This window comes from Nocardia donostiensis, assembly GCF_002081715.1.
GTDB classification, from domain to species: Bacteria; Actinomycetota; Actinomycetes; order Mycobacteriales; family Mycobacteriaceae; genus Nocardia; species Nocardia donostiensis.
Genome location: NZ_MUKP01000067.1, coordinates 1 through 14219, shown reverse-complemented (window position 1 = coordinate 14219; position 14219 = coordinate 1). Strand labels below are relative to the sequence as shown.

Sequence of the window (14219 nt, the reverse complement as noted above, 5' to 3'; positions counted from 1 at the left end):
GAGGGCGGCGGAGAGCCGGGCGGCGACTTGGGTGGCGCTGAGCGAGTTACCGCCGAGCGCGAAGAAGTCGTCGTCCAAGCCGACCCGGTCCAGGCCGAGCACATCGGCGAAGGTGTCGGCGACGATCTCCTCGACCGGGGTGGTGGGGGCGCGGAACACCGCGGCCTCGAACACCGGCGCGGGCAGCGCCTTGCGGTCCAGCTTGCCGGAGGCGTTGAGCGGGAACTCGTCGAGGACGATGATCACCGCCGGAACCATGTAGGCGGGCAGCTGCTGGGACAGGTCCTCCCGCAGGGTTTCGGTGTCGACCACGGTATCGCCTGCGGCGACGACGTAGGCGACGAGCTGATCGCCGGTGTGCTGGTCGCCGCGCACCACGACGACGGACTGGGCGACCTCGTCGGCGCTGCTGAGCGCGGTTTCGATCTCACCCAGCTCGATACGCAGACCACGCAGCTTCACCTGGAAGTCGGTACGACCCAGGTAATCCAACTCCCCGGCCGCATTCCACGCCACCAGGTCACCGGTGCGATACATACGCTCGCCCTCGCCGAACGGGTTGGCGACGAAACGATCCGCGGACAGATCGGGCCGCGCCACATACCCCTCGGCCAGCTGGGCGCCCGCAAGATACAGCTCACCTGCCACACCCACCGGAACCGGACGCAGCCGGGCATCCAGCACGTACAGCCGGGTGTTGTAGACGGGTGCGCCGATCGGCACGGTATCGGTGTCGGCGTCGGTCACCTCATGGAAGGTGACGTCCACCGCGGCCTCGGTCGGACCGTACAGGTTGTGCAACCGCGCACCGGTCAGCTCACGCAGCCGATGCGCGGGCTTCGGCGGCAGCGCCTCCCCGGAGGCGAACACCATGCGCAGCGAACCGCACTGGGCGACAGCCGGATCGGCGACGAACACCGACAGCATGGACGGCACGAAGTGAGTGACGGTGACCCGCTTTTCGGTGATCACCTGCGCCAGGTACGCCGGGTCGCGATGCCCGTCCGGTTTCGCGACAACCAGGTGCGCGCCGATCTGCAACGGCCAGAAGAACTCCCACACCGACACGTCGAACGTGGCGGGCGTCTTCTGCAACACCACATCATCAGTCGCGAGCCCGTACTCCGACTGCATCCACACCAGCCGGTTCACGATCGCCGCATGCGACACCGCCACGCCCTTCGGGCGTCCTGTCGAACCGGACGTGAAGATCACATACGCGGTGTTCGACGGCCGCAACGGCTTCCGCCGCTTGGCATCGGTGACCGGCCCGTCGGACAGCCCGGACAGGTCGAGCAGATCGATACGCACCTGCGCGGTATCGATATCCAGATCACTACCCGAGGTGAGCACGCACACCGGGTCGGCGGTGCGCAGAATGTATTCGGTCCGTTCGGCCGGATGATCCGGGTCCAGCGGCACATACGCGCCACCGGCCACGCTCACCGCGTACATACCGACGACCAGATCCACCGAGCGCCGCATACCCAGCGCCACATAGGATTCCGGGCCGACGCCGCGTTCGATCAACCAGCGCGCCAGCTGATTCACCCGGGCGGCGAACTCTGCGTAGGACAGAGTTGTCCCCTCGAACGTCACCGCGGGCGCATCCGGGGTGCGGGCAGCCTGCGCTTCGAACAGCGACACCAGAGTCGCGGTGTCGTCCACCTCGTAGGCGGTGTCGTTCCAGCCGGAGACGACCAGCTCGCGTTCGGTGGAGTCGAGCAGTTCCACATCACCCACCGGCACCGTCGGTTCGGTGGTGATGGCGGTGAGCACCCGCACCAGCCGGTCGGCGATCCGGCGCACCGTCTCCTCATCGAACAGGTCGCGCAGGTAACCGGCCCGAATGCGGAGCTTGGTATCCAGCTGGGCAATCAGGGTCAGCGGGTAGTGCGTGGCGTCGGCGGCATCGAGGCCGACCACTGCCATACCGTCGATATCGGCGGCCTGGGCCTGAATGCCCTCGGCGTCGACCGGGTAGGACTCGAACACCACCAGGGTGTCGAACAGGTTCGCAGTCCCGGCCGCGGACTGGATATCGGCCAGGCCCACATAGTGGTGGTCGAGCAGGTCGGCCTGCTCGCCCTGGGTGCGGGTGAGCAGTGCGGTGGCCGACTCGGCCGGATCGAAACGCACCCGCACCGGCACGGTGTTGATGAACAGGCCGACCATCTCTTCGACACCGGTCAGCTGCGCCGGGCGGCCGGAAACGGTGGTGCCGAACACCACATCGTCGCGTCCGGTCATCCGGCCGACCAGGATCGCCCACGCGACCTGCAGCACGGTATTGGCGGTGACGCCGAGTTCGGCGGCCAGCGCGGTGAGCCGCGCGGTGGCAGCCTCGTCCAGGTCGAACAGGTACTCGCCGGACAGTGTGGTGATCTCCCGCGACGCACCGCCGCCGAGCTCCGGGCGCGACAGCAGTGTGGGTTCGGTGACGCCACGCAGCGCGTTCGTCCACGCAGCCAGCGACGCCGAATGATCCTGCTGGGCCACCCATTCCAGGAAATGCCGGTAGGAGCGGGCAGCGGGCAGTGCGCTGGTGTCACCGTGCGCCGCATACAGCACCAGCAGATCCCGCATCAGCAGCGGCATCGACCAGCCGTCGAGCAGGATGTGGTGGTTGGACACCACGAACTGCCAACGAGCCGCACCGGTCCCCCCATCACCGTCGGCCACCTTGATCAGGGTGAACCGGATCAGCGGCGGTTCGGTCAGATCGAAGCGACGCAGCCGGTCCTGCGCGATCAGGTCGCCGGCGTCACCGGTGTCGACGCGGTCGTATTCGGCCCAGGCGACGCGGACACCGTCGAGCACCACCTGCGCCGGGTTTCCGTCGTGATCGGTGACGAACGCGGTGCGCAGGTTCTCGTAGCGGTCCACTACTGCCTGCGCGGCCGCACGCAACCGGGTGGCGTCCACCCGGCCGGTGAGGGTGAGCACCGCCTGCGCGGTGTAGACGTCCACCGAGGTGGCGGCCAGATGGGCGTGGAACAGCAGGCCCGCCTGCAGCGCCGACAGCGGCCACACATCGGTCAGCGCCGGGAACCGCTGCTCCCAGCCGTCGATATCGCGCTGGGTGAGGGTGCGGCCGGTGGTGCGCAGCAGCGGGAAGTCCGACGGGGTGTGTCCGCCCGCGCCGCTGGAGTTGGCGTGCCGGGCCACCGCTTCCAGGGCAGCGACCCACAGGTCGGCGAACTCTTGGACCTCGTCGGGGCCGAGCAGGGTCGTCGGGTAGCCGATATTGGCGGACAGTTTGTCGCCGGTGACGATGGCGTTGATATCCAGCGGCGCCATCGCAGGCATATCCGTGTCGTAGGCGCCGCCGAGGGCACCGAGTTCCGGTGCCGGGACCCAGCCGTAGCCGCGCAAGGCGTCGGGCACATCGCCCTCGGCGACCCGACCCAGGTAGTTGAAGCTCACCTGGCCCGGCAGTTCGGCGGGCAGTTCGGCGGCGGTATCGCTGTTGAGGTAGCGCAGCATGCCGTAGCCGATGCCCTTGTCCGGCACCGCGAGCAGCTGTTCCTTGACGGCCTTGAGGGCCGCGCCCAGCGCAGGACCGCCCGCGAGCGCGGATTCGATATCGATACCGCTCAGGTCGAACCGGACCGGGAAGATCGCGGTGAACCAGCCGACCGTGCGCGACAGGTCCGCACCCGGTACGACCTCTTCTTCACGGCCGTGGCCTTCCAGCCGGATCAGCAGCGAATCGTCGGGCCGAGCACCGGTGGCGCGCCGGGCCCGCCAGGTGGCGGTGGCCAGTGCCAGCGCGGTGAGCAGACCATCGTTGACTCCACCGTGGAACAGTGCGGGCACGGTCGTCAGCAGCGCCTTGGTGACCTCCGCGGACACCTCGACCCGCAGTTTGTCGATCACACCCGAGGTGTCGACCGCCGGGTCCATGGCCCGCGCGGTGAGCAGTGGATCGGCGGCACCGACCACCGAACGCCAGTAGTCGAGTTCGGCGACCCGTTCGGCGCTGTGCGCGGCCTGCTCCAAGGCGTGCGCCCAGGCCCGCATCGAGGTGGCGGGTGCGACCAGTTCCGGCCGCTGACCTGCGGTGATCTGCCCCCAAGCAGTGACGAAATCGGGCACCAGAATGCGCCAGGACACGCCGTCGACCACCAGGTGGTGGGCGGCGACGATGAGCCGGCCCGCGCGCTCGGCGCGGTCGGGTTCCAGCCAGACGAACCGGATCACCACACCCGTGGCGGGGTCGAGCCGGTCCAGGGTGGCGTCGAGGGCGTCGGCGGCGAGATCGAACAGTTCCGCATCGCGGATCGAGGCATCGAATTCGGTGCGGTCGATCAGCGCGTCCACGTCGACGGTGCCGGGCGCGGCGGTTTCCAGCACCCATGCGCCGTTCTCGGTGCGCAGGCTCGCCCGCAGCATGTCGTGCCGGTCGATGACCGCGCCGACGGTAGCGGCGATACCGGCCCGGTCGATACCGGCGGGCAGTTCCAGCGCCAATGTCTGATTGAACCGGGCGAACGATCCGCGCCGCTGCGCCATGAACCGCACCACCGGGGTGAGCGGCAGGGAACCGACTCCCCCGCCGGGCAGTTCGGCCAGCACCGGCGCAGCGGTGTCGGCAGTGTCGGCGGTTTCGGCGACCGCCGCCAGCCCGGCCACGGTGCGCTGTTCGAACACATTCCGCGGCGTGAACACCACACCGCGCGCCTTGGCCCGCGACACCAGCTGGATGGAGACGATGCTGTCGCCACCAAGAGCGAAGAACGAATCGTCCACACCGACCCGCTCCACGCCGAGCACCTCGGCGAACACCTCGGCGATGGTCTGCTCGACCGCGGTGCGCGGGGCGCGGAACACCACCTCGGTGGCAAACACCGGTTCCGGCAGCGCCTTGCGGTCCAGTTTGCCGACCGGTGTCAGCGGCACATGGTCGATCACCATGATCGACGACGGCACCATATAGGCGGGCAGCCGTTCCTCGACATGCGCGGTCAGGGCCGCGACATCGATCGAATGCCCCGATGCGGCAACAACATACGACACCAGCGAGGTCGCGCCCGCGGCACTGCGGTGCCCGACGGTGACCGCGAAGTCGACGTTGTCGTGCGAGGCCAGCGCGGCGTCGATCTCGCCGAGCTCGATACGGAAACCGCGCACCTTCACCTGGAAGTCGGAGCGACCCACGTACTCCACTTCGCCGGTGCGGGTCCAGCGCACCACGTCACCGGTGCGGTACATGCGTGCACCCGGCTCGTACGGGTTGGCGACGAACCGTTCCGCGGTCAGCCCGGGGCGGGCATGGTAGCCGCGCGCCAGCTGGATACCCGACAGATACAGCTCACCTGCGACACCCACCGGCACCGGGCGCAGCCGGGCGTCCAGGATCAGCGACCGCATGCCGCGGGTCGGCGCGCCGATGGTGACGGTGTCGCCGGGCGCCAGCGGATCGCTGATATTGGTCATGATGGTGGTTTCGGTGGGGCCGTAACCGTTGTGGAAGTGCCGCATCGAGCCGTCGGCCAGCGGCACCGCCCATTTGGCGACCAGCTCCGGCGGGCACGCCTCACCACCGGCGACGACCACGCGCAGCGTATCCAACCCGCTCGGGTCGAAGGTGGCCAGCGCGGCCGGGGTGATGAACGCATGGGTGACCCGCTCGGTGCGGATCAGCTCGGACAGCTCCTCACCGCCGTACACCCCGGGCGGCACCACGACCAGCGCGCCGCCGCGACCGAGCGCGAGCAGCAGCTCCAGGATCGAGGCGTCGAAGCTGGGTGAGGCGAAATGCAGGGCGCGGGAAGCGGAATCGAGCGCGTACCGCTCGTTCTGCTCCGTCGCGAAGTTGGCCAGGCCGGTGTGGGTGACGACAACACCCTTGGGCACACCGGTGGAACCGGAGGTGTAGATGACATACGCGGGCTGCTCCGGCCGCGCCGGACGCAACCGCTCGGCATCGGTGATCGCGGTCGCCTCGAACGCGTCCAGGTCGAGGAAGTCGAGCACCAGCCAGCGCGCCGAATCCGGCAGACCCTCGCGCACCGCGGCCACGGTCAGACCGATGGTGGAACCGGAGTCGGTGACCATGTGCGCGATACGCTCGGCCGGATAGTTCGGGTCGACTGGGACGAACGCCGCACCGGTCTTGGTGACCGCCCACGCGGCCAACACCGAATCAGCCGACCGCGGCACACCGACGGCAACCAGATCTTCGGGGCCGATGCCCTCGGCGATCAGCAACCGCGCCAGGCGGTTCGAGCGTTCATCGAGTTCGGCGTAGGACACAGTTGTCCCCTCGAACACGACAGCGGGCGCCTGTGGGTCGCGCGCGGCGGCGTCGGCCAGCAGATCGGCGAGCAGCCGCGGCGGCACCGCTTCCGGCCCGGTGCGGTGCACCAGATCGGCGTATTCGGTCGCGTCGAGCACATCGACGGCGCCGACGGGGATCGAGGCGTCGGCGGCGACGGCTTCCAGCACCCGCCGCCAACGGGTGGCGATCTCGGTCACGGTCGACCGGTCGAACAGGTCGGTGGCGTAGGTGAGCGCCAACGCCATACCCGAGCCCGGAGCTCCTTGCTCGGACAGGGTGAACTGCAGGTCGAACCGGGCGATGTTCTCGTCCAGATCGAGCGCCGACACCGACAGCCCAGGTAGCTGCAGTTCGGTGCGGCCCAGATTCTGGAAGGCCAGCATCACCTGGAACAGCGGGTTGCGGGCCTGCGACCGCTGCGGCGCAAGCAGTTCCACCAGCCGTTCGAACGGAACGTCGGCGTTACCGTAGGCGTCCAGGTCGGTGCGGCGCACCCGGTCGAGCAGTTCGGCGAAGGATTCGGCCGGGTCGATCCCGGTGCGCAGCACCAGGGTGTTGACGAACATGCCGACCAGATCGTCGAGCGCGGCCTCACCGCGACCGGCGATCGGGGTGCCGACAGCGATATCGTCGCTGCCCGACAGCCGCGACAGCAGCACCGCCAGCGCGCTGTGCATCACCATGAACAGCGACGCACCGCGCTGGCGCGCCACCTCGTCGAGCGCGGCGACCAGTTCGCCGGGCAGTTCGGTGTGGATGGTCGCGCCGCGCAGCGAGGCAACGGCCGGACGCGGGCGGTCGGCGGGCAACGCCAGTTCGTCGGTGATGCCGTCCAACGCGCGCTGCCAGTAACCGACCTGACGCGCCAGCAGCGACTCCGGATCGTCCTCGCTGCCCAGCACTTCGCGCTGCCACACCGCGAAATCGGCATACTGCACCGCCAGCGGCTCCCAGCTGGGCGCGCTGTCGCGGGTGCGGGCGCTGTAGGCCAGCATCACGTCGCGGGCCAGCGGTCCCATGGAGAAACCGTCGGCGGCGATGTGATGCACCACGACCACGAACACATGGTCGTCGGCGCTCACCTGGTACAGCCGGGTGCGCAGCGGAACCTGTTCGGCCACATCGAAGCCCGCGGAGACGAACTCGATGACCGATTCGGTCAGCTGCTCGGCCGCGACCCGCACCGGGCGCAGCTGCAGCTCCACCTGTTCTGCGGGCACGATCACCTGTACCGGAGTGCCGCCGTGTTCCGGGTAGCGGGTGCGCAGTGATTCGTGACGGCGCACCACATCGGCGACCGCCAGCCGCAGCGCCTCGACATCGAGGTCACCGGACAGCCGGATGGCCAGCGGCAGGTTGTAGGCGGCTGAGGAGGTGTCGTATTTGTTCAGGAACCACATGCGCTGCTGCGCGTACGACAGCGGCACCAGTTCCCCGGCGGTCCGCGGACGGGCCACCAGTTTCGCGCGCGCGGCACCGGTGTGGGTTTCCACCCGCGCCGCCAGCGCCTCCACCGTCGAGGCCTCGAACAGGGTGCGCACCGCGACCGTGGTACCCAGCGCCGCACCGATCCGCGACACCACACGGGTCGCGATCAGCGAGTTACCGCCCAGGTCGAAGAAATCGTCGTCCACGCCGACCCTCGGCAGGTCGAGCACCTCGGCGAAGACCTCGGCCACGGTTTCCTGCACCGGGGTGACCGGCGCGCGGAAGGTACGCGACTGCGCGGTCGGCGCAGGCAGCGCGCGACGGTCCAGTTTCCCGTTGACGGTCAACGGGATCCATTCCAGCCGCACCACCGACGACGGCACCATATACGCGGGCAGCCGCTCGGCCGCGCCCTCACGCACCGCATCCAGGTCGGGCGCGACACCCGGATCGGACACCACATACGCCACGATCCGCTGATCGCCCGGCTGGTCTTCGCGCACGATGACCGCCGCCTGCGCGATACCCGGCTGGGCCAGCACCGCGGCCTCGATTTCGCCGAGTTCGATGCGGAAACCACGCACCTTCACCTGATCGTCGGCGCGCCCGAGGTATTCGAGTTCACCGAAACGGTTCCAGCGGGCGAGGTCACCGGAACGGTACAGCCGCGAACCGGCACCGTCGTTGCCTGCGAGCGGGTTGGCGACGAACCGCGCCGCGGTCAGGTCGGGCCGGCCCAGGTAGCCGCGGGTCAGCTGCGGTCCCGCAACATACATTTCGCCCGCAACCCCGACCGGCACCGGCCGCAGCCTGCTGTCGAGGACATACACCTGCAGTCCGGCGATAGCCCGGCCGACCACGCTGCCGGAGGCTTCGGCGATGGTGGCGGCGTCCAGCGCCCGGTACGACACGTGCACTGTGGTTTCGGTGATGCCGTACATATTCACCAGCAGCGGTGACGCGGTCTCTCCGTCGCCGTCGGGCAGGGCGCGGCCTTCGGTGCCGTCGCCGTGGCGCGCGATCCAGTCGGTGAGCCTGCGCAGTTCCAGCGCCTCACCGCCGAACACCACGTAGCGCAGCGCCAGCGGCGAACCGCTGTGGGCGTTGCGGTCGGCTTCGGCGAGCTGGTAGAAGGCCGACGGGGTCTGGTTGAGCACGGTGACCTGTTCGCTGCGCAGCAGTTCCAGGAACTGCTCCGGCGAGCGGGAGGTGTAGTAGTCGACAACCACCAGGGTGCCGCCGTACAGCAGCGGACCCCACAGCTCCCACACCGAGAAGTCGAAGGCGTAGGAGTGGAACAGCGTCCATACGTCCTGCGGACCGAACCCGAATTCGCGGTCGGTGTTGGCGAACAACCGCACCACATTGCGGTGCGTGACCGCGACACCCTTCGGGCGGCCGGTGGAGCCGGAGGTGTAGATGACGTAGGCGGTGTTGTCCGGGCGCAGCGGCGCGATCCGGTCGGCGTCGGTGACCGGGCCGTCGTCGGCGTCGACCACATTGCCCGCCTCGACGGCGAACCCACCGACTTCCACCTTCGGCAGCCCGGCGGGCACCTCGACCTGTACGGCCGCGTCGATGACGACGCTGGTCGGGAGGGCATCGTCGAGCACGTAGGCGATGCGCTCGGCCGGGTAGGCCGGGTCGACGGGCACATAGCCCGCACCGGTCTTGATCACCGCGAGCAGCGAGACCACCAGGTCCAGCGACCGCGGCAGGATCACCGCGACCAGCTTCTCCGGGCCCGCCCCGTCTTCGATCAGCCTGCGCGCCAGCACGTTCGCGCGCCGATCCAGTTCGGCGTAGGTCAGGCTGTCGTTACCGAAGCGCGCCGCGATGCGCTGCGGGTATTCGCTGGCGGCGGCGGCGAACAGACCGGCCAGGGTCGCGCCGGTGGCGTCGTCGGCGGGCAGACCGGTGACGGCGAAAACACCGGTGCCCGCGTCTGCGCCGGAGGACACCCAGCGCTGCGAGACGTCGAGCCGCTCGGATTCACCCAGCAGATCGATATCGCCCACCGCTACGGCAGGTTCCTCGGCGACGGTGCGCAGCACGCGCAGCAGCCGGTCGGCGAACGCGGTGACGGTTTCGGCGTCGAACAGTTCGGTGGCGTAGTTCCACGACAGTTTCAGCTCACCCGCGCCCGCGCCGGGAGCGGTTTCGGCGACGGTCAGCTGGATATCGAATTTGGCGGTGCCTGGATCGAGGTCGAGCACATCCAGGTCGAGACCGGGCAGGCTGACGGTGCCCGCGTCGGCGGCGGATGCGGCTTCGAAGGTGAGCGCCACTTGGAACAGCGGGTGATGCGCCTGGGAGCGGGCCGGGCTGATGATGTCCACCAGCCGCTCGAACGGCACATCGGCGTTGGCGAACGCGGCGAGGTCGGTGCGGCGCACCTGCTCGAGCAGTTCGGTGAACGGCATACCCGGCCGCACCTCGTTGCGCAGCACCAGGGTGTTGACGAACATGCCGACCAGATCGTCGAGCGCCTGTTCACCACGCCCCGCGATCGGTGCGCCGATGGCGATATCGTCGCTGCCCGACAGTCGCGCCGCCCAGGTCGCCAACGCGGCATGCACCACCATGAACAGGGTGGTGCCGTGGGCGCGGGCCAGTTCCTCCAGCGCGGCGCGCAGGTCGGCGTCCACCGCGAAATCATGGGTGGCGCCCACGTTCGAGGCGATTTCCGGCCGGGGCCGGTCGGTAGGCAGCTCCAGCTGGTCGGGCAGATCCTGCAACCGTTCGGTCCAGTAGGCGATCTGGCGGGCGGCAGGCGACTGCGGATCGTCCTCGTCGCCGAGCACCTCGCGCTGCCACAGCGCGTAGTCGGCGTACTGCACCGGCAGCGGCGCCCAGCCGGGGGCCTCGCCCCTGGCGCGTTCGGTGTAGGCGGCGACCACATCGCGCAGCAGCGGGCGCAGCGAGAAGCCGTCACCGCTGATGTGGTGCATGACCAGTACGGCGATATGGGTGTGATCGTCCAGGCGCAACAGATCGGCCCGGAACGGGATCTCGCTGGTGACATCGAAGTACACGCCGGCGAGTTCGATGACTCGCGCGGTGATCTGCGCGGGGTCGACGTCTTCGGCGGTCAGCTCGAAGCGGACCTCGTCGGCAGGCAGCACCCGCTGGTAGCCGGTGCCGTCGACCTCGGGGTAAACGGTGCGCAGCACCTCGTGCCGGGCCAGCACATCGCCGACCGCGGCATTGAGCGCGGCGATATCGAGTTCGCCGGTGAGCCGGACCGCGACCGGGATGTTGTTGACGGCGGTGCGGTTGTCGAACCGGTTGAGGAACCACATCCGTTGCTGTGCGGGCGACAGCGGCACCAGTTCGGGACGTTCCTGCGGCACCAACGGTGCCCGCCCACCCTGACCGGCGGCCGATTCCAGCCGCACCGCCAGCGCGGCCACATTCGATGCCTCGAACAGCACCCGCACCGGTACCTGGGTGTTCAGCGCCACACCGAGGCGGGCCGCCACCTGGGTGGCGACCAGCGAGTTGCCGCCGAGTTCGAAGAAATCATCATCCAAGCCGACACGTTCGGTGCCCAGCACATCGGCGAAGGTGTCGGCCACGATCTCCTCGATCGGAGTCGACGGAGCCCGGAACACCTTGGCCTCGAACACCGGAGCAGGCAACGCCTTACGATCCAGCTTGCCGGAAGCATTCAACGGGAACTCGTCGAGCACCACGAACGCCGACGGCACCATGTACGCGGGCAACCGCTGTCCGAGTTCGAGCTTCACCGACTCGATATCGATGACCCGGTCGGGATCGGCGATCAGGTAGGCGACCAGCTGGTCGCCGGTGCGGTCGTCGTTGCGCACCAGCACCACCGCTTGTGCCACGGTCGGCATTGCGCTGAGCGCGGATTCGATCTCGCCGAGCTCGATACGCAGACCGCGCACCTTCACCTGGAAGTCGGTACGACCCAGATAATCCAGCTCCCCCGCAGCGTTCCACGCCACCAGGTCACCGGTGCGATACATCCGCGCACCGGCACCGAACGGGTTGGCGACGAAACGCTCGGTGGTCAGGTCGGGCCTGCCGACATAGCCGTGCGCCAGCTGCGCACCGGCCAGGTACAGCTCGCCGGGCACGCCGACCGGGACCGGCCGCAGTCGGGCGTCCAGCACGTAGACCTGCGTGTTGAACACCGGCGCACCGATCGGCACCGACGCGGTATCAGCATCGGTCACCTCATGGAACGTGACATCCACCGCGGCCTCGGTCGGACCGTACAGGTTGTGCAACCGCGCACCGGTCAACTCACGCAACCGCTGCGCCGTCGCCGCAGGCAACGCCTCACCCGAAGCGAAAACATTACGCAGCGTGCGGCATTCGGCCGTGCTCTCCTCGGCGACGAACACCGACAACATCGACGGCACGAAATGCACCGTCGTCACCTGCTCGGCCACGATCACCTGCGCCAGATACGCCGGATCACGATGCCCGTCCGGTTTCGCGACCACCAGACGCGCACCGACCTGCAACGGCCAGAAGAACTCCCACACCGACACATCGAACGTCGCAGGCGTCTTCTGCAACACCACATCGTCGGCGGCCAGCCCGTATTCGGCGTGCATCCACACCAGCCGGTTCACGATCGCCGCATGCGACACCGCCACACCCTTCGGGCGACCTGTCGAACCGGACGTGAAGATCACATACGCGGTGTTGTCCGGGCGCAGCGGCCGATGCCGGTCGGCGTCGGTGAGCGGAGCGCCAGAGAACCCGGACAGGTCCAATTCGTCGATGCGCACCTGCCGCGACAGGCTGGTGTCCAGATCCGCACCCGAGGTCAGCACGCACACGGGGCGGGCGGTGTCGAGGATGTAGTCGATACGTTCGGCCGGATGATCCGGGTCCAGCGGCACATACGCCCCACCGGCCACGCTCACCGCATACATACCGACAACCAGATCCACCGAGCGCCGCATACCCAGCGCCACATACGATTCCGGCCCCACCCCGGCCTGTTTCAGCCAGCGCGCCAGCCGATGCACCCGGTCGGCGAACTCGGCGTAGGACAGACTTGTCCCCTCGAACGTCACCGCGAATGCGTCGGGAGTACGCGCGACCTGCGCCTCGAACAGCGACACCAGGGTTGCGGCGGCGTCACCGACCGGTGAGGTCAGTGCGGCATCCACCGGGAACTCGGTGGCGTTCCACCGGTCCAGGATGCGCAGCCGTTCGGTGTTGTCGAGCAGGTCTATATCACCGACCGGCAGCTGCGGGGCGGCCGTGACGGCGCGCAGCACCCGCAGGAACCGGGCCGCGAACGCGCTCGCGAAATCGGCGTCGAACAGGTCGGTGGCGTAGACGAGCTCGGCGTCCATCTCCGATTCGGCGCCGGTGACCTCGCTCAACGTGAGCTGCAGATCGAATTTCGCCGTCGGCTGGTCGATCTGGAGTTCGGATACGGTGAGCCCGGGCAGTTCCAGCGAGGTGCGGCCCAGGTTCTGGAACGACAGCATCACCTGGAACAGTGGATGCCGCGCCTGCGAACGCGCCGGGTTCAGCACCTCCACCAGCCGTTCGAACGGCACATCGGCGTGGGCGAACGCGGCCAGGTCGCGTTCACGTACCTGCGCGAGTAGCTCGGTGAACGACTGGCCGGGATCGATCTGGGCACGCAACACCAGCGTGTTGACGAACATGCCGACCAGATCGTCGAGCGCCTGCTCACCACGACCGGCGACCGGGATACCGACAGCGATATCGTCGGTGCCGCTCAACCGCGCAAGCAGCGTCGCGAACGCGCTGTGCACCACCATGAACAGCGTGGTGCCGTGCTCGTGCGCGACCCGGTTCAGTTCCTCGATCTGCGCGCCGGGCACCCGGAATCGGTGCGTGCCCGCACCATAGGAGGCAACGGCGGGACGCGGGCGCCCGGCCAGCCGCAGTTCGTCGGGCAGGCCGGCCAGCGCGCCACGCCAATAGTCGAGCTGCTGGGAGATCAGCGAGGTCGGATCGTCTTCCGAACCCAGCGTTTCCCGCTGCCACAGCGCGAAATCGATGTACTGCACGTCCAGCGGCTGCCAGCCCGGCTCCACCGCGGCGGTGCGCGCCACGTACGCGGTCATCAGATCGCGCACCAGCGGGCGCAGCGAGAAACCGTCCGCCGCGATGTGGTGCACCACCATGGCCAGCAGATAGTCCTGCGCGCCCACCTCGTACACCCGCAGCCGCACCGGCAGCTCGGTGGTGACATCGAAGCCGCGGCTGGTGAATGCGTAGAGCGCCGCAGCGATCTCGTCCTCGTCGGCGGCGATCACGTCCAGTTCCGGGATCGCCTTCGTCGACGGCAGCACCCGCTGGTAGGCGACCCCGTCGTGCGACGGGTAGATCGTGCGCAGCGTTTCGTGCCGCACGATCACATCGGCGACCGCGCCGCGCAGCGCGTCCAGATCGAGCGCGCCCTGCAACCGCACCGCGGCGGGCAGGTTGTAGGCGGCCCCGGCCGCGCCGGTGGCGGTGTCGGTCCCGATATCGAAGCGGTTCA

At 68.8% G+C, this 14219-nt stretch carries 1 protein-coding gene; it reads right to left on the bottom strand.

All coding sequences use genetic code 11. The features are described 5' to 3' along the window. Nucleotides 1–14219: non-ribosomal peptide synthetase (locus tag B0T44_RS24705; protein ID WP_139795349.1), on the bottom strand; the 14219-nt coding region annotated here is incomplete at both ends.